This is a genomic window from Rhabdothermincola sp. (assembly GCF_036846205.1).
In the GTDB taxonomy this organism is placed as follows: domain Bacteria; phylum Actinomycetota; class Acidimicrobiia; order Acidimicrobiales; family Acidimicrobilacustridaceae; genus Rhabdothermincola.
The window spans coordinates 7,715-25,883 of sequence record NZ_DAIUCK010000017.1; the positions used below are offsets into that span (position 1 = coordinate 7,715).

Sequence of the window (18,169 nt, forward strand, 5' to 3'; positions counted from 1 at the left end):
GGCGTCCCCCCCGGCGCGGGGACCGACGGCAACGCCGACGATCTGGTGGAGCTGGATCTCAGCATCCTCCGGGGCGGAGACGAACCGCCGCCGGAGCCCCCTGGCCGGCTGCCCTCCTGATCACGGAGACCAGCCAGTACGTGCCGAGCGATCACGGCGGGCGGTTCCACTCCAGGACCTGGAAGCCCCCCAGGCCCGCAGGGTCGAGCAAGGCCTCGGCCTCCCGCACTCGGCTGCGTGCTCGCAACGCCGCGAGGTCACCGATGTGAGCACGCTGGCGCCACGTCCGGCGACCTTCCTCGACCAAATCGTCGATTCCGTGGGCTCGGAGGAAGGCAGCCTGGTCACGAACGACCGTCGGTGGATGAACGCGGGCGAGTTGGTCGACCGCCACCTCGCAGGTCACGTCCTGCAACCCGAGTTGTCCCAGCGGAGGCCCACCTCGTTGGTGGCCCCGGAAGGTCCGGAGCCACGAGTCCTGTGAGCGGCGAGCGAGCGACGGGGTGTCCGACACGTAATCGAGCACGACCACCCGGCCTCGCTCCACGAGCGTGAGGGCTTCATGCAGCCACCGCGACGCGGCCAGCTGCAGCGGGATGCGCGCCCCGGCGGGCGCCTCTGGTGCGAACCGCTCGCCGAGGCGCGCCAGCCGGGGTTCCGCCGGGACCAGCACCTCGACCAGCCGCCCCTCTGCGTCGACCCCTACCCGGACCTCCGCCCAGGTGTCCCGACCGCGTTCGAGGAGCTTGAACGGGAGGTTGTCGAGTAGCTCATTGGCGATCACCACCCCTTCGATCCCCAGGGCCGGCAGCTCGGCCAGAGAGGTGAACACCGGTCCGGATCGTCCCTCGCCGCACGCTTCGATGGCGGACCGGCCGGCCGGCGGCAATGCGTGCTGCGGCACGGTGAGCTCGAGATGCTCACCGTGGCGAGCACGCAACGCCGCCGACCGCTCCACGAGGACGTAGGTCAACGATGCCCCGCATCGGGGTGCCGCAGCCCGGATGGCGATCGCCAGGGTCCCCACCCCGGCACCGGCATCCACCACCACGAAGGGATCGGGGCGACCGAGCTCCTCCCACCACCGGTCGAGTGCTGCGGCCACCACAGCCCCGAACAGCGGGCCGACCTCCGGGCTGGTGATGAAGTCCCCGCGCCGCCCCGCCAGGCCACCACTGGTGTAGAAGCCGTGATCAGGGTCGTAGAGGGCCAGCTCGACGACCTCGTCGAACGGGAGTGGGCCGTAACGGTCGATCCGCGCCCGCACCTCGCGCTCGACCGGCGAGGATGCGGGCATCCTGTCCATCCGTGCGTCAGGTGCCGATCCCGAGCAGCGTCACGTTCTCGGTGAGCCGGGTGACGAGATACGGCGCGACCCCCAACACGATGGTGACCACGACCGTGATCGCCAGCGCGGCGTTCAAGGACACCGGAACCCGGATCGGGGAGCGATCACCCAGGGGAGCGTCTTCCATCCACATCTGCCGGGCGATACGGGCGTAGTAGAAGAGGGCGATCACCGAGTTGAGGCCCACGGCGACCGCCAACACGTAACCAGGGGTGGTGCCCGGCTCGACCAACGCTCGGAAGATCACGAACTTGCCGAACCAGCCGGCCAGCGGCGGGATGCCGGCGAGGGAGAACAGGAAAATCGTCATGGCGACCGCCAATCCCGGGGCGTACTGGAAGAGCCCACCGTAGGACTCGAGCTCCGCGGATCGGGTCTTGCGCGCCACGGCGATGATGACTGCGAAGGCTCCGAGGTTCATCGCCGCGTAGATGAGCAGGTACATGACGATGGCCTGCAGAGCGGTCTCACCCGCCTGGAGGCTCACCCCGGCGATGGCGAGCGGCGCCATGATGTAGCCGGCTTGGGCGATGCCGGAGTAGGCCATGAGCCGCACGACGTTGGTCTGGCGCAACGCGATCAGGTTGCCCACGGTCATGGTGACCAGGGAGAGCACGAAGAAGACCGGCTCGTACACGTCTGCGCCGGCGGAATCGTAGAAACCGACGAAGACCAGGGTCACGATGGCCACGAAGCCCGCGGCTTTCGACGCCACGGCGAGGAAGGCCGTGACGGGCGTCGGGGCGCCCTCGTAGGTGTCCGGTGCCCAGGTGTGGAAGGGCACGGCGGAGACCTTGAACGCGAAGCCCACGATCACGAAGACGATCGCGAGCGCGACCAGCGGTCGACCCTCGGGCAGGTTGCGCACATGCTCGCCGATGTCCCTCAACAGGGTCGACCCGGTCAGGCCGTAGAGCAGCGACATCCCGTAGAGCAGGATGGCGGAGGCGAACACCCCCATCAGGTAGTACTTCAACCCCGCCTCGTTGCTCTTCAGGTCGCGCTTGCGCCAGGCGGCGAGCATGTAGGCGGGGATGGACAGCAACTCGAGGGCCACGAAGATGCTCACCAGGTCCCGCGCCGAGGCCATGACCATCATGCCCAGCACCGACGACAGGATCAGCTGGTAGTACTCCCCCTCCCAGTAGTCGCCCTCGGCGATGTAGTTGGTCGAGATCAGCACCACCACGTACCCGGAGATCACGAACAGCGCTTTGAGGACCAGCGCGAAATCGTCGACGACGTAACCGCCCCCAAAGAGGACGCGGTCGACACCGTCGTAGGCGAGCGTCACGATGGGGATCCCAGCGACGAGCAACCCGATACCGGCGACCGACGGTTGGGTCCATTTGTTGCGTTCGCCGCCGAAGAGATCGAGGAGGATGAGCAACGAGATCGTCGCCACCACGATGATCTCTGGCGCGAAGGCATGGAAATCGATGGACGGCGACGTCCAGGTGGTCAGGGCGTCGAATTGGGCCAGCACCGCGGCTCAGCCTCCCCCGCCGAAGGCCGCCACGGTGCTGGTGACGGCAGGATCCGTGATCCGGAAGATCAGGTTCGGGTAGATGCCGAGCAGGACGATGAGCACCAGCATCGGCGTCCATGCCAGCCACTCCGAGAGGGTGACGTCCCGGATGTGGCCGTCATGGGCGAACTCATCCTTGGGGGTGCCGAAGGCGACTCGCTGATACAACCACAACAGGTACCCGGCGGCGAACACCGTGCCGATCGCGGCGATGACCATGTACACGCGGAACAACGTGACGTTGGGGTCGGACCCGCCGGGGTCATACGCGGAGAGGATCGCCGGAAACTCGCCCCAGAATCCGGCCAGGCCCGGCAGACCAAGCGAGGCCATGGATGCGAAGCCGAGGATCCAGCCCAGGTGGGGTGCTTGCTTGAGCAGGCCACCGAGCCGGCTGATCTCGAGGGTGTGGTACCGGTCCTTCGTCGAGCCGGCCACGAAGAACAGCATCCCCGTGATGAGGCCGTGGGCCACCATGCCGAAGATCGCGGCATTGATCCCGAAGTCGGTCAGGGTGGCGATGCCGAGCATGACGAAACCCATGTGGGCGACCGATGAAAAGGCGATGAGACGCTTCATGTCGGTCTGTGCGAGGCAGCACAGGGCGCCGTAGATGATGCCAACCACTGCCAAGCCGCCGATGACGGGCGCCCAGGACTCAGCAGCTCCGGGGAGGATCGGAAGCGCAATGCGCACGAAGCCGTAGGTACCCAGCTTCAGCAGCACGGCGGCCAGGATCACGGAGCCGACGGTGGGTGCTTGGGTGTGGGCGTCAGGGAGCCAGGTGTGGAACGGGAACATCGGCACCTTGATGCCGAAGCCGATGAACATCCCTCCGAAGATCCACAAGGCGGCCGTGGAGGAGATCGCCGTAGCCGACTCCGGTAGAAGTCGCATGTCGAAGGTCTGGATGCTGCCCAGGAAGTACAACGCCAGGAAGCTGATGATCATCAGCGCCGAGCCGAAGAGCGTGTAGAGGAAGAACTTGATCGAGGCGTACTGCCGTTGCTCGCCGCCCCACACGCCGATCATGAAGTACATGGGGAGGAGCACGACCTCGAAGAACACGAAGAAGAGGATGAGGTCCTGAGCGACGAAGGACCCCACCATCCCGGTCTCCAGGATGAGCATGAGGATCAGGAATGCCTTCGGGTTGCCCGGCTCAGGGATGTGGTTCCACGAGTAGATGACGCACAGCGGCACCACCAGAACCGTGAGAGCCAGCAGCGGCAGAGAGATCCCGTCGAGCCCGACGATGTAGCGGCTGTTGATGAACGGGATCCACTCCCGATCGACCACGAACTGCAGCGTGCGGCTGTTGTCGAAATCGAAGTTCGCGATGAGCAACACGCCCATCACGAGCACCGCCCCGCTCGTGAGGAGCGCGACGACCTTGTGGAGCTGCTCGTCGCGGCGGGGGATCAGCAGCATGATGGCTGCGCCAACCAGCGGCAGGAACACCGCCAGGCTCAGACCCCAGTCGTTCAGGAATTCCTTCATCTCTGCTCTCTCGCTTCTGGTGACGGTTTAGAGGGAGACGGCGAGGACGAATGCACCTGCCAGGATTGCCGCCGCAGCGAAGAGGATCGCGGCGTACTGCTGGACCTTGCCGGTCTGGATGCGTCGAAGCACCTGACCGGAGCTCTCCGACACGTACCCCGAGCCGTTGACGATGCCGTCGACGACCCGTTGATCGACATCGCGGTACAGGACTCCTGCCACGGCCACGGAGATGCGGCCGGCAGCGTTGACCACCGCGTCGATGACGTACTGGTTGAACCAGTACGAGGCCCGCGCGATCGGGCCCTTCGTGGATCCGACGACGATGTCGGAATACAGGGTGTCGAGGTAGTACTTGTTCTCCAGGAGCACGTACCCCTGGCGGAAGCCGGTGCGGTGACTGAGCCCGGCGAGAGGACTCCTGCCCAGCCAGTAGTACTGGTAGGCGAGGGCGAAACCCACCACGGCGATCACGGACGAAACCACCGCCAGCACCGGGTTGAACGTCGGGTGCTCGATCACGGGGAACAGGAACGTGGGCTCCACGTAGTGCTCGAACCGGGTGGTCACTCCCTCCGGCAGCGAGAGGATCTTCGGGAAGTTGAGGAACCCGAAGGTGATCGCACCCACCGAGAGCACCCAGAGGGGGATGGTCATGATGCGGGGCGACTCGTGCGGCGTGCCATGCCCCCGGTACTCCCCGAAGAAGGTCAGGTAGATCGCCCGGGTCATGTAGGCCGCGGTGAGCAGCGCCCCGACCGCGCCCATGACGAGCATGAGGGTGTAGGCCTGCTGCTGCCCCTGGGATGCCCCGGCGAGGATCTCGTCCTTCGACCAGAAGCCGGCGAGAGGGAAGATCCCCATGAGCGCCGCGGTGCAGATCACGAAGGTGGCGAAGGTGGAGGGCATGTGCTTGCGGAGCCCGCCCATCTCACGCATGTCGAACGTGTGGTGCGCGGCGTGGCTCACCGACCCGGCACCGAGGAAGAGGCCGGCCTTGAAGAACGCGTGGGTGAACAGGTGGAACACGCCTGCGGTCCACGCCCCGACACCCAGAGCCATCACCATGTAGCCGAGCTGGCTGATGGTCGAGTACGCGAGCACCTTCTTGATGTCGTGCTGCACGAAGGCGAGCGAAGCGCCGACGAGGATCGTGACCCCGCCGATCAGCGCCACGTAGTTGATCGAGTTGCTACCGATGTTGAGCCCCTCGAAGAACACCGCGTAGAGCCGGGCGATCAGGTAGACCCCCGCCACCACCATGGTGGCGGCATGGATGAGCGCCGAGACCGGTGTCGGCCCCGCCATGGCGTCAGGGAGCCAGGTGTGGAGCGGGAACTGGCCGGATTTCGAGGTGACACCCCCGAAGAGCAGCAGCGCGCCGATGAGGAGGAGAGTCTGGTTGGCTGCGGGTGAGAGCGCGTAGCCGTTGATCTCGAGGATCTCGAAGGTGCCGCCGGCGGCGAAGAACGTGACCACCACGCCGAGCAGCAGGCCGACATCGCCCACTCGGTTGGTGAGGAACGCCTTCAGCGCGGCATCGGTGTTCTTCTTCTCCTCCCACCAGTGCCCGATCAGCACGAACGAGCAGACGCCGACCAACTCCCAGCCGACCACCATCTGCAGGGTGCTCGACGACATGACGTAGAAGAGCATCGCCGCGGTGAAGAGGCTGAGGAAGGCGTAGTAGTGAGTGAAGCGCACGTCACCGTGCAGGTACTCGCGGGAGTAGATGTGCACCAGCAGGGAGATGATCGTCACCGTCACGAGCATCATGGCGGTGAGACCGTCGACCAGGGTGCCGACCTTGAACTCCACCCCGCCGTTCTGGAACCAGGTGATCTGGTGGACGACCGGCGGCACCTCATGATGCTCACCCTCCCCAGCCGCAGTCGCCGGTGCCAGCCTGAGACCGGCGGCGTGCTCGCCTTCCGCGGCAGGACCGGCGGGCTGCTCGACCGGCGATTCCGGCGCGTGGCTCGCGCCGCCGCCCTCGCCTCCGGAGCCGCCGTGCTCGCCGCTGTCGACGCCGTGTTCCACCGAAGGTGGATCGTTGACCCGCTGCACCCACTGCGTGGCTACACCGAGCGACAGGACCAGGCAGGCGGAGACCGCGGTGATGCCGATGGCCGCCGTTCCCCGTTCTGGCAGTCGCTTGCCGAAGAAGAGGATCGTCAGGAAGGAGCCCGCCATGATCACCGGGATGATCCAGGCGTTCTCAAGGAACCAGCCGGCTGTTGGGTCCATGCTCGGGTCAGCCCTTCATGAGATCGACTTCGTCGATGTCGATGCTCCGGCGGTTGCGGTAGATCATCAACACGATGGCGAGACCCACCCCCACCTCAGCGGCGGCGATCGCGATCACGAACAACGCGAACACCTGACCGGACAGGTTCGCCGGGTCGGTGGCGTGCCAGAGCGCTCCGAAAGCCACCAGGTTGATGTTGACCGAGTTCAAGATGAGCTCGATCGACAGGAGCACGAGCACCGCGTTGCGGCGGGCCAGCACCCCGTACACGCCGATGCAGAAGAGGATCGCGCCGAGGAAGAGGAACTGGTTGACGAGCATCAGTCGCGCCTCGCGAGGACGATGGCGCCGATGAGAGCGGCGAGGAGGAGCACGGACACCACCTCGAAGGGCAGGAGGTAGGTGGAGAAGATCGAGTCACTGACCTGAGCGGTGCGCTGCACGAGGATCTGCCCGAACTGCCTGTCCTCGAACCCGTCCCACAGCGCGTAACCCATGACGGCGAGCAGCACGACGGCGATCCCTGCCCCGACCGCCCGTGCCTGCGCAGGATTGTCGAGCTGCGTCGAGCGACCCATCGGCGCCCGGGTGAGCATGATGCCGAACAGGAAGAGCACGATGATCGCCCCGATGTAAACCAGCACCTGGGTGATGGCGACGAACTCCGCGGCCAGGAGGATGAACTGGGCAGCGATACCACCGAGGACGAGGATGAGCCAGAGGGCCGCATGCACCATGTTCCTGACGGTCACCACCTTGACCGCTGAGACGACCATCCCCACCGCGATCACGTAGAACGCGATGTTCTGGGCGACCAGCAGGTCGGCGGCGAGCACCCCATGAGACCCCATCAGCGCGGCACCTTCTTGACCTTGACCTCGGCGCCGCTCTCGTAGGGCTCGAAGTCGGGAACGGTCTGCATCCACTGGCCGAGCCGCTGCTTGTCGTGCAGCAGGTCCGCGATGCGCAGCTCGCTGAACTCGTACTCGGGGCTCCAGAACAGCGCCTCGAACGGGCAGACCTCCACACAGATCCCGCAGAACATGCACAACGAAAAGTCGATGTCGAACCGGTCGAGCGCGTTCTTCTGGCGCGGTTTACCCCCTTCCCGGCGGGGAGGCGCCAGGTACTTGTGGGCCTCGATGTAGATGCACCAGTCAGGGCACTCGCGTGCGCAGAGCATGCATGCCGTGCAGTTCTCCTCGTGCAAGGCGATGACGCCCCGCGCCCGCGGAGCAGGCTGCTCCTTCTCGTGCGGGTACTGCACGGTGACCGGGCCATCGGTGAGCGTCTTGACCATCTCGCCGAAGGTGACGCCGAGACCCTTGAGGAGACCGGGGATCTTGGGCATCAGAACACCACCTTGAACACACCCGTGACCACGATGTTCACGAGGGCCAGCGGGATCAGGAACTTCCAGGCGAGCGTCTGCAGCTGGTCCTCACGGAAACGCGGGTAGGTGAAGCGGAACCAGAAGATGAGGAACGAGACCAGCATGATCTTCGCGAAGAGGACGGCTGGCCCGAGCACGTAGTACCAGTCGCTGTTCGTATCGAGCCACGGGACCGCCCAACCGCCGAGGAAGAGGATCGCCGCCACCGCCCCGAACGCGAAGGCTGTTGCGAACTCGGCGAGGAAGAAGAACAGGAACCGGAAACCGGAGTACTCGACCTGGTAGCCGGAGACGATCTCGGACTCGGCGACCGGCATGTCGAAGGGGGTCTGAGTGAGCTCTGCCTGCACGGCGGCGAGGAAGATGGCGAAACCCACGAACTGCGTGAGGATGTAGGGGAACCCGATGCCGTCCCAACCGAAGATCCCGCTGTTGTTCTGCGCCTCGACGATGCCGTTCAGGTTGAGCGTGCCGGCCTGGATGACGACCCCGACCACCGCGAGCACCAGAGGCAGCTCGTAGGCGATGAGCTGACCGGCGGCACGCAGGCCACCGAGGAGCGAGTACTTGTTGGCCGACGCCCACCCGGCCATCAGCACCCCGATGACCGACAGCGAGGAGACCGCCAGCACGAAGAAGATCCCAACGTCGAGATCCTCAACCACGAGATGCTTGCTCGCTGGGATGGTGACGTAGACCAGGAAGGTCGACATCAGGACCACGACCGGCGCCGCCTTGAAGACGAAGCTGTCGGCGCCGTTGGGCATGAGGTCTTCCTTCTGGAGGAACTTCACGCCGTCCGCGAGGAGCTGGAGCAACCCTCGGGGACCGGCTTCCTGCGGGCCGAGCCGGCTCTGCATCCAGCTCATCACCTTGAACAGGAACACGATGCCGAGGATGAGCGCCGTGGTCGGTACCACGACGGCGACCACGAGCAGCTTGATGACCGTGGCCAGCCAGTACGGCGGGTCGAACTGAGCCAGGAGGGAGATCACCGGTCGATGTCTCCCAGGATGAAGTAGAGGCTGGCCAGGATGGTCACCAGGTCGGGCACGTAGACGCCCTTGCTGACCCAGGGGATGATCGACACGTTGTTGAACGAGGCCGAGCGGATCTTCACCCGGAAGGGCACGAGGTCACCCTTGCTGACGATGTAGTAGCCCATCGCACCGAGGGGGTTCTCGGTCTCGACGTACGCCTCGCCCTCCGGCACCTTGATGATGCGGGGCACCTTGGCCATGATCGGGCCGCTCGGGATGGTGTCGAGGAGCTGATCCACGATGTGAGTCGCCTCCCGGGTCTCCTGCAGGCGCACCCAGGTTCGAGCGAACGAATCCCCGTCGGGATGGGTCCAGACTCGCCAGTCGACCTGGTCGTACACCAGGCCCGGTGGGCAGCTGTCGCGGCGGAGGTCCCAATCGACACCGCTGGCGCGGATGTTGGCCCCCGAGAGCCCGTACGACAGCCCGACGTCCGGGGGGATGACCCCGATACCCCGGCAACGGGCTTGGAAGATCTCGTTGCCGAGCACCAGGTCGTCGAGCTCGTCACAGAGGCGACGCATCATCTGCATCGCCCTCTTCGTTTCGTCGATCCAGCCCTTCGGGAGATCGTCCTTCAACCCGCCGATCCGGTCGAAGTTGGGGTGGAAGCGACCGCCCGTGACGGCCTCGATCTGGTTGAGGACGTATTCACGATCGCGGAAGGCATAGAAGCCCGCCGTCAGCCCGCCGAGCTGGAGCCCGATGTCGCCGAGGAACAGCGCGATGTTCGCCATGCGCGACATCTCGAAGAGGATGGTGCGGATCCACTGCGCCCTCGGCGGTGCCTCGATGCCCATCAGCCGCTCGGCGGCGAGGATGAACGGCACCTCGTTGGCGAAGCTGCCCAGCCAGTCGATCCTGTTGATGAGGGTCGTGACCTGCGGGTAGGAGCGGACCTCGGTGAGCTTCTCGTAGCCGCGATGCATGTAGCCGCACAGCGGCTCCGCCGAGATGATCTGCTCCCCGTCGAGCTTGGCCACGATCCGCAGGGTGCCGTGCGTAGCGGGGTGCTGCGGGCCGATGTTGAGGGTCATGCCCTCGGTCTCGAGCTCCAGGTTGACCCTGGCGTCGGCGGCGCGAGCAGCCACGTAGGCGAACTTCTCGCGCTCGGAGAGGAACGGCTCGTCACGGAGTTCGGTGGGGGCGGTCATCCACCCTCCTCTTCCTCGTCGCCGGCGCCACCCGGCATGGGTTCCACATCGACGATGCCCGGCCAGGGCTTCACCCGGCGGGCGAGGAGCGGGAAGTCCTTGCGCAGCGGATGACCCTCGAACCCCGAGGGGAGGTAGATGTGGGCGAGGTTCGGGTGCCCGGTGAACTCGATCCCGAACATCTCCCAGGTCTCCCGCTCGTGCCAGTCAGCTCCGTGGTACACGGGCACCCAGCTCGCCACCCGCAGGTCGTCATCGGGCAGGTCGGCCTTGAAGACCACACCCAGGTGGCTGCGGGTGCTGTAGAGGTGGGCAAGGAGCTGGAACCGGGTGTCGCCTCCCGCGTAGCCCGTGGTCATCGGGGTGGGCTCCTTCGGCTCGGCGCCGTGGACCGCGAGGTCTTCCTGGCTGTCCATGTCACGCCCGAACGGCGAGGGCAACCAGTCGATGGCGGAGAGGAAGTCGAAGAAGTTGAGGCGGAGGCGGTTCTTGGCCACCTCAGCGGTGTGCCTCCACGCCTCACGATCGACCCGCACCCACAGCGTCTGGCCGGGGCTGATGTGTGAGCCCACGACGGCATCGCCCAATTCGCTCGCCAGGGTCGCGAGCAGCTCCTCGCGACGCTCGTCGCGCTCGGGGGCTTCTTCCCCGGCAGCAGTGTCGGTGGCCGTGTCAGCCGACGACAAGGGGCTCACCCTTCCAGCGTTCAGCCATGTCCTCGTTGTGGATGCGCTCCTGGAGGAGGACGATGCCCTCCAGCAGGGCCTCGGGGCGAGGTGGGCAACCCGGCACGTAGACATCGACCGGGATGAGCTGATCGACGCCCTTGGTCACGGAGTAGGAATCCCAGTAGGGGCCTCCGCAGTTGGCACAGCTCCCCATGCTGATGACGTACTTGGGATCGGGCATCTGCTCGTACAACCGGATCAGCGCCGGTGCCATCTTGTCGGTGACGGTTCCGGCGATGACCACGAGATCGGCCTGCCGAGGGCTGGCCGGGAACGGGATGACGCCGAGCCGCATGACGTCGTAGCGGGGCGAGGCGAAGGCCGCGCCCATCTCGATCGCGCAGCACGCCAGACCCCACTGGTACACCCAGATGGAGTACTTCCGGCTGAGGTTCAGCAGCCTGGTCAGCGGCTTCGGCATCTTGCCGCTCTCAACTAGACCCACCGCAACACCTTCTTGCGCCACGCGTAGACGAGTCCGAGCGCGAGGATCACGATGAAGACACCCATCTCCACCAGCCCGAACACGCCATAGGTCTCGAGCCGTGTCGCCCAGGGAAAGATGAACACGGCCTCGACGTCGAACAGCACGAAGAGCAGAGCGAACACGTAGTAGCGGATCTGGCTCTGGCTCCAGCCGGTGCCCACCGGGTCCACGCCACTCTCGTAGGTGATGTACTTCTGCTCCTGCGGACGAACCGGCCGCAGGATGCGACCGACCCCCAGCATCAACCCGGCCATGGCGAGGCCGAGCCCGCCGAAAATGGCCACGGTGAGGTACTGGCGCACGAAGTCCGAGTACGTCTGAGACATCGGCCGCCGAGCCTAGTGAACGCGAGAACAAGGCAGGAAATCCGTGCTCTCAGGCCGTCACCACTCAAGTCATCGCCCCACGGGGCCCTCGATCAGGGGCCGGTGGGAGCCTCAGGCACGCCCGTGTCGGCACCCCCTCCGACGGGCAAGCTCTGCCCCGGGACCGGTTCTTCCACGACCTGGAGGGAGGCCTTCCCCGCGGCGTCGTAGAGCGGGGACGGCGCGATGCCGGCTGCCATGGTGACGGCGAAGCAGAGCGTGAGGCCGATCGCAGCGCTCAAGGGGACCTTCACCCGCCCCGGCCGTGGCGCCGCCTCGTGCTGATCGCCGTGCTCGCCGCCGGACATGTACATCGCCACCACGATGCGCAGGTACAGGAACGCGGCGATGACCGCGGTCAGCATGGCCACGATGGCCAGCCATGTCTCGCGCGCATCGACGGCGGCGGTGATGGCGGAGAACTTGGCGAAGAACCCAGCAGTGAAGGGAACGCCTGCTTGCGCCAGCAGGAAGACGGTGAAGATCAGCGCCAGCAAGGGATTGGTGCGGGACAAGCCGTGGTAGTCCGCGAGACGGTGCCGGTCGTCACCACGACGCCCGACCAGGGTGGCCACCCCGAAGGACCCCGCCACCATGAAGGTGTAGGCCGCCAGGTAGAAGAGGACCGCCTGCACACCGAGCGCCGTCCCCGCCGATACCGCCACCAGGATGAACCCCGCGTGGTTGATCGACGAGTAGGCGAGCATCCGCTTGACGTTGCTCTGGACGATCGCGAAGAGTGAACCGCCCACCATCGACAGAACGGCCAATCCATAGATCAGCGGTCGCCAGTCGTTGATCTGCGTCGACAGCGTGAGCACGAACACCCGGGCGATACCAGCGAAGGCAGCCGCCTTCACCGCCGCCGCCATATAGACCACCGCGGCAGTCGGTGCTCCGTCGTACGCGTCAGGGCTCCACGTGTGGAAAGGAACGGCCGCGATCTTGAAGCCGAGACCGACGAGCAGCATCGCCATGCCCAGGAGCAACAGCCCGTTACGCAGTACGACGTTCGCAGCAAGGAAGTTCTTGATCTCGATGAAGTTCGTCGAACCCGTCGCCCCGTACAGCAGTGCGATGCCGTAGAGGAAGAACGCCGAAGAGAACGCTCCCAACACGAAGTACTTGAGGCCGGCCTCCTGTGACTGGACGCGCCGGAGATGCATGGCGGTCATGACGTACACCGCGATCGACAACGTCTCGAGACCCAGGAACAGGACGATCAGGTCGTTGGCCATAGCCATGATCACGCCGCCGAACGCGGAGAGGAGCATGAGCACGTAGAACTCCGGGCCTTCGAGCTCCTCTCGGCGCAGGTAGTGGTCCGCGAACAGCGCAGCGAGCACCACCGCGGCGGCGATCACGATGGTGACGAAGATGCCGAAGCCGTCGACCCCGACCATCCCTCCCAAGGTGCTGAACGCCCCCACGCCGTCGCGGTGCTCGAACTCGATCCAACCCAACTCTGACCAGCCCTGGACCCGGGCCCATACCGGCAGGGCGGCGATCATCGCCGCCACCGCGACCAGGACCGTGTAGAGCGCCGGGAACCCCCGGAAGAGGCGCCCCCTGAGCAGCGAGGTCACCGTGACCAGGACGAGCGCACCCACACCGAGGATCAACATCGGCAGGATGGCCCACCACTCGATCGAGGGCGTGGGGACGGGACCCGGTGCCGGCCCAGCGGCCGGTCCGCCACCGGAGGTCAGAGGGCCGAGCAGCCCTTCCCCCTGCGCGAGCAGGCCGGTCAGCGCGCTCATCGGCCACCCTCCTCATGACCCGCGCCGGCGCCGGTCGTCTCGCCTCCGTCGGCCGGCGCGCCCTCGCCGGTCCCGTGGCCCCCCTGCGCCTCACGTATGCGCTCCTCGATGCGAGCGGGATCGAGCTCCGCGCCCGCCTGGGTCACCGGCTCCCGGAAGTCGCCGGTGCTGGCCTCCACGTGGGCGATGAGTTGCTCCACCGCCGGTTGAATGCGCTCCAGCATGGGCTTCGGGTAGACGCCGATGAAAACCATCAGGCCGATGAGGGGGAGGATGACGAGCTTCTCGCTCAACACCATCTCGGGGAACGAGCGGTTCTCCTCGTCGGGCTCACCGTGAAAAGCTCGCTGGTAGGCCCACAACATGTAGAGGGCCGCGAAGATCACGCCGGACGCGGCAACCACCGCCCACCAGCGATGGGCGACGAAGGTTCCGAGCAGCACGAGGAACTCGCCCACGAAGCCGTTGAGCCCCGGCAGACCGATCGAGGCCAGCATCGTCACAGTGAACGCGCCCGCGAACCACGGCGCCACCTTCTGCCAACCCCGGAAGGCCGAGATCTCGTAGGTGTGGCGTCGTTTGTAGATCCAGCCGAGCATGATGAAGAGCGCGCCGGTGATGATGCCGTGGTTGACCATCACCATCACGCTGCCCAGCAGGCCTTCGGTGTTGAGCGCGAAGAGACCCACGATGGCGAAGCCCATGTGCGCCACGGACGAGTAGGCGACCAGGCGCTTCAGGTTGCGCTGCATCGCCGCGACGATGCCGCCGTACACGATGCCGATCGTCCCCAGCGTGAGCATCACCGGAGCGAACCACACGGATGCTTCGGGGAACAGGTACAGCCCATACCGCATGAAGCCGTAGGTACCGAGCTTGAGCAGCACCCCGGCCAGATCGACCGAGCCCGCCGTGGGCGCCTCGGTATGGGCATCGGGGAGCCAGGTGTGGAACGGAAACACCGGGGTCTTGATGGCGAAAGCCACCACGAAGCCCAGGAAGATCCACCGGGCCGTATCGCGGGCGACGCCTTCGTTCCGTACGGCACCGACCACCCGCTGTAGATCGAAGCTGACCCCTCCGGTCTCTCCTGCCTTGGCCAGCACGGCCAGCGCAACGATGGCCACCAGCATGAAGGCCGAGCCGAGCATCGTGAACAGGAAGAACTTCGTGGCCGCGTAGATCCGCCGCCCGTGTCCCCAACGGCCGATGAGGAAGTAGAGGGGCACGATGGTCAGCTCGAACATCAAGAAGAACAGGAACAGGTCGAGTGCGAGGAAGACGCCCATGCACCCTGCCTCGAGCAGGGTGATCCACAGGTAGTAGCCCTTCTCGTCGTGGTCGGGCTTGGCCGCGAACAGCGCGATCGGGAAGAGGATCGCGGTCAGCACCACGAGGAAGAGCGAGATGCCGTCGACCCCGAGAATGAACTTGATGTCGAGCGCCTCGACCCAGGTCTGGCTGGACACGAACTGGAACCCGGGGTCATCAGCCCTGAACTCCAACAGCACCCAGAGGCTGAAGGCTGTCACGGCGACCGCGGTCAGGATCGACGTGAGCCGATGGAGGTCGGGCCGCGACCGCGGCGTGCACGCGATGACGATGGTCCCCAACACAGGGAGCAGCACCATCGCCGGCAACACCGGGAAGCCACTCGCGGCGTGTGCAGCCATGCTCGTGTCCCCCATCACCACGCCGCCACCTTGGTGAGGACCCAGGCACCCAGCAGCACCGCACCCACCGCCACCATCAGGGCGTAGGCCCGGACGAAGCCGCTCTGCAGGTAGCGGGCCCGTGCTGCGGTCCAGCGGGTGGCGCGGCCGATCCCGTTCACCGCTCCGTCGACGACCAACCGGTCCGCGGTCGCGGTGCCGTCAGCCAGCTCGTAGCCCGGGCCGCCCATGAAAGCGGCGATGCTGCTGTCGACGTACCAGGCGTTCTGGAGCACTGCGGGCTCCACCCGCCTGGCGTCGATCCGGTGCTTCAGGAACACCGCCGCCGCGATGCCGATACCGGCCAGTGCGACGGCGGTCGACACCAGCAACAACCCGACGATGGAGAGGTCCGAGTAGGTGAGCTCCGCCGGATGGCCGAGCACGAACACCGGCTCGAGCCAGTGCTCGAGAACGTGCAGCGAATCCGGGAAGGGAAGGTTGAGGACGCCTGCGATGGCCGCCAGTACCGCCAGCACGACGAGTGGGACCGTCATGGTCCAAGGGGACTCGTGGGGCCGGAAGCCCTCGGGGAACCGGCTCGCGACGTCCTCCTCCACCGCGCCCGCCGGCGGGCCATCGGCCGCCGAGACCTTCGCCTCACCAGCACCGGCCGAGGCGGCTCGGGCCTTGGCCTCGGCCTCGGCCTTACTCGACGCCGACCATCGGGCATCGCCGTAGAGCACCATGAACACCTGTCGGCTCATGTAGTAGGCGGTCAGCAGCGCGGTGAAGAGGCCGATGACGTAGAGCCCAGGATTGTCGGCCAGGGCGTAGGTGAGGATCTCATCCTTCGACCAGAACCCCGAGAACGGAGGTACGCCCGCGATCGCCAACCATCCGACGATGAACGCGACGGAGGTGACCGGCATGAGCTTGCGCAGTGCACCCATCCAGCGCATGTCCTGCTCGCCGTGCATGCCGTGGATGAACGATCCAGCACCCAGGAACAGCAGCGCCTTGAAGAACGCATGGGTCACCATGTGGAAGATCGCCGCCCAGTAGGCGCCCACCCCCACGGCCAGGAACATGTAACCGATCTGGCTGATCGTCGAGTAGGCGAGGACCTTCTTGATGTCGTACTGGCTCGTGGCGATCGTGGCCGCGAACAGTGCGGTACCCACACCGACCCAGGCGATCACCGATGGCACCCAGTCGTAGGCAGAGGCGATGAGCGGGTTCACCCGGCAGAGCACGTACACGCCCGCGGTGACCATCGTGGCGGCGTGGATCAACGCCGAAACGGGGGTCGGGCCGGCCATGGCGTCGGGAAGCCAGATGTAGAGCGGGATCTGGGCCGACTTCCCGATCGCACCCACGAAGAGCATCAGCACGATGAAGGTGGCGGTCGTGGCTGCCAACCCGGGCGCCAGGGGCAGGAACCTCGCGTAGGTGACGCTCCCGAAGGCGAAGAAGGTGGCGAAGATCCCGATCATGAAGCCCCAGTCGCCCACCCGGTTCGTGATGAACGCCTTCTTCCCCGCGCTGGCGTTCGCCTCGTCCTCGAACCAGAAGGAGATGAGGAAATAGGAGCACGCGCCCACGCCTTCCCAGCCGAGGAAGGTGAGCACGAGGTTGTCCCCCAGCACCAGCACCAGCATCGAGAAGACGAAGAGGTTGAGGTAGAGGAAGAACTTGGGGAACCTCGGGTCGCCGTGCATGTACCCGATCGAATAGAGATGGATCAGCGCCGCGACACCGGTGACGAACAACACCATCGTCATCGACAACGCGTCGAGGTAGATGCCGACGTCCACGTGGAAGTCACCGGCAGGGATCCATTCAAAGAGCGTCTGTGTGAAGACGTGCCCAGGCTCGTTCCGAAGCCCGAAGAACACGATGACGGACACCACGAAGGAGGCCGCCACCATCGCGGTCGCCAACCATCCGGCGAACGGCTCCCCCATGCGGCGGCCGGCCAGCACGAGCAACACGAAGCCAGCCAGCGGCAGAGCAGGGATCAACCAGACCAGATCAACCATGCGCTCGATCCCTCTATCCCCGGAGGACCCGTAGGTCGTCCGCTGTGGCCCCCGGCCGACGTCTCGACACCGCCACCACGATGGCCAGACCAACCACGACCTCCGCGGCAGCCACCACGAGCACGAAGAACACGATCACCTGGCCGGTGATGTCGTCGAGCATCCTCCCGAAGGTCACGAAGGTCAGGTTCACCGCGTTGAGCATCAGCTCCACACACATCACCATGACCAGCGGATTGCGGCGCACCATCAGCCCGAACGCACCGACCGCGAACAGGACAGCAGACAGACTCAGGTACGCCGTGCTGAGATCGTTGCCCATCAGTCCGCTCCCTCCTCGGCGTACAGCAGCCGATCCTCGTCCTCGTCGAGCGGCTCGGGCTCGGGGAGGGGCTGCGGATTCCGAACCCGCCTGGCCAGCACGACGGCTCCGACCACCGCGACGGTGAGCAGGCCGGCCGTGATTTCGAGCGGGAAAACGTAGGTGGAGAACAGTTGCTGGCCGATCTGGCGGATGTCGGTCATCTGGACCCCATCGGCGAGCGGCTGGGTGACGCTACGAGCACCAGTGACGACGTTCTCTCCCCCGAGGATGACCACCGCCAGCAGCGCGCCGAAGATCGCTGCGGCGGCGACGAAGGCGAGGGTGCGCTGGCCCACGAGCGGCTCCACTCCGAGATCCTCTTCCTTGTCGATGCCGAGCAGCATCAGCACGAAAAGGATGAGCACCACGATCGCGCCGGTGTAGACGATGACCTGCACCGCGGCGAGGAATTGGGCCCCCTGGTTCAGGAACAGCACCGCGATGGCGAACAACGTGGCCACCAGGCTCAGCGCCGCGTGCACCGGGTTGCGCGACAGCACCACACCGAACGCACCCGCCAGAGCGATGACCGCGCAGACGAAGAAGATCGTCGCTTCCAC

The 18,169-nt window shown here is 65.9% G+C and carries 17 protein-coding genes; all 17 read right to left on the minus strand.

The genetic code is table 11. The annotated features are described in order from the left end of the window. Window positions 1-151: 151 nt before the first annotated feature. The 17 genes from V7004_RS04080 to V7004_RS04160 all read right to left on the minus strand — a co-directional run bounded on the left by V7004_RS04080 (window position 152) and on the right by V7004_RS04160 (window position 18,169). Window positions 152-1,297: an SAM-dependent methyltransferase gene (locus tag V7004_RS04080; RefSeq protein ID WP_334142372.1), complete on the minus strand. Its 1,146-nt coding sequence runs from the start codon at window positions 1,295-1,297 to the stop codon at window positions 152-154. A 16-nt stretch (window positions 1,298-1,313) separates the two neighbouring features. Continuing rightward, on the minus strand, window positions 1,314-2,834 hold the full coding sequence (locus V7004_RS04085; RefSeq protein WP_334142373.1) for an NADH-quinone oxidoreductase subunit N: 1,521 nt from the start codon (window positions 2,832-2,834) through the stop codon (window positions 1,314-1,316). A gap of 6 nt (window positions 2,835-2,840) precedes the next feature. Beyond that, window positions 2,841-4,376: a complex I subunit 4 family protein gene (locus tag V7004_RS04090; RefSeq protein ID WP_334142374.1), complete on the minus strand. Its 1,536-nt coding sequence runs from the start codon at window positions 4,374-4,376 to the stop codon at window positions 2,841-2,843. 27 nt (window positions 4,377-4,403) lie between these two features. Continuing rightward, window positions 4,404-6,623: an NADH-quinone oxidoreductase subunit L gene (gene nuoL, locus V7004_RS04095; protein ID WP_334142375.1), complete on the minus strand. Its 2,220-nt coding sequence runs from the start codon at window positions 6,621-6,623 to the stop codon at window positions 4,404-4,406. A 7-nt stretch (window positions 6,624-6,630) separates the two neighbouring features. Then, window positions 6,631-6,945 (minus strand): NADH-quinone oxidoreductase subunit NuoK, encoded by a 315-nt coding sequence (gene nuoK, locus V7004_RS04100; protein ID WP_334142376.1) that lies wholly within the window; start codon window positions 6,943-6,945, stop codon window positions 6,631-6,633. Continuing rightward, window positions 6,945-7,475, minus strand: a complete 531-nt coding sequence (locus V7004_RS04105) for an NADH-quinone oxidoreductase subunit J family protein (RefSeq protein WP_334142377.1) — start codon at window positions 7,473-7,475, stop codon at window positions 6,945-6,947. The genes nuoK (V7004_RS04100) and V7004_RS04105 overlap by 1 nt, the downstream gene beginning before the upstream one ends. Next, a complete protein-coding gene (locus V7004_RS04110) occupies window positions 7,475-7,975 on the minus strand; it encodes a NuoI/complex I 23 kDa subunit family protein (RefSeq protein ID WP_208029021.1) in 501 nt (166 codons plus the stop codon). Before V7004_RS04110 ends, V7004_RS04105 begins: the two co-directional genes overlap by 1 nt. Beyond that, complete coding sequence (gene nuoH, locus V7004_RS04115; RefSeq protein ID WP_208029022.1) at window positions 7,975-9,012, minus strand: NADH-quinone oxidoreductase subunit NuoH; 1,038 nt, start codon at window positions 9,010-9,012, stop codon at window positions 7,975-7,977. The genes V7004_RS04110 and nuoH overlap by 1 nt, the downstream gene beginning before the upstream one ends. After that, complete coding sequence (locus V7004_RS04120; RefSeq protein ID WP_442968007.1) at window positions 9,009-10,094, minus strand: NADH-quinone oxidoreductase subunit D; 1,086 nt, start codon at window positions 10,092-10,094, stop codon at window positions 9,009-9,011. Before V7004_RS04120 ends, nuoH begins: the two co-directional genes overlap by 4 nt. 113 nt (window positions 10,095-10,207) lie before the next feature. Next, window positions 10,208-10,906, minus strand: a complete 699-nt coding sequence (locus V7004_RS04125) for an NADH-quinone oxidoreductase subunit C (RefSeq protein ID WP_334142379.1) — start codon at window positions 10,904-10,906, stop codon at window positions 10,208-10,210. Continuing rightward, window positions 10,884-11,360 (minus strand): NADH-quinone oxidoreductase subunit B, encoded by a 477-nt coding sequence (locus V7004_RS04130; RefSeq protein WP_208029096.1) that lies wholly within the window; start codon window positions 11,358-11,360, stop codon window positions 10,884-10,886. The genes V7004_RS04125 and V7004_RS04130 overlap by 23 nt, the downstream gene beginning before the upstream one ends. A gap of 14 nt (window positions 11,361-11,374) precedes the next feature. Then, entirely contained in the window at window positions 11,375-11,752 is a 378-nt protein-coding gene (locus V7004_RS04135; RefSeq protein ID WP_208029025.1) for an NADH-quinone oxidoreductase subunit A, read from the minus strand. A gap of 92 nt (window positions 11,753-11,844) precedes the next feature. Then, on the minus strand, window positions 11,845-13,551 hold the full coding sequence (locus V7004_RS04140) for an NADH-quinone oxidoreductase subunit N (protein ID WP_334142380.1): 1,707 nt from the start codon (window positions 13,549-13,551) through the stop codon (window positions 11,845-11,847). Beyond that, window positions 13,548-15,224: a complex I subunit 4 family protein gene (locus V7004_RS04145; protein WP_334142381.1), complete on the minus strand. Its 1,677-nt coding sequence runs from the start codon at window positions 15,222-15,224 to the stop codon at window positions 13,548-13,550. The genes V7004_RS04140 and V7004_RS04145 overlap by 4 nt, the downstream gene beginning before the upstream one ends. 14 nt (window positions 15,225-15,238) lie before the next feature. After that, window positions 15,239-17,245 (minus strand): NADH-quinone oxidoreductase subunit L, encoded by a 2,007-nt coding sequence (gene nuoL, locus V7004_RS04150; protein WP_334142382.1) that lies wholly within the window; start codon window positions 17,243-17,245, stop codon window positions 15,239-15,241. A 13-nt stretch (window positions 17,246-17,258) separates the two neighbouring features. Further along, window positions 17,259-17,567 (minus strand): NADH-quinone oxidoreductase subunit NuoK, encoded by a 309-nt coding sequence (gene nuoK / locus V7004_RS04155; RefSeq protein WP_334142383.1) that lies wholly within the window; start codon window positions 17,565-17,567, stop codon window positions 17,259-17,261. Continuing rightward, the gene (locus V7004_RS04160; protein ID WP_334142384.1) at window positions 17,567-18,169 is read right to left on the minus strand and encodes an NADH-quinone oxidoreductase subunit J family protein; all 603 of its coding nucleotides are present in this window, start codon (window positions 18,167-18,169) and stop codon (window positions 17,567-17,569) included. Before V7004_RS04160 ends, nuoK (V7004_RS04155) begins: the two co-directional genes overlap by 1 nt.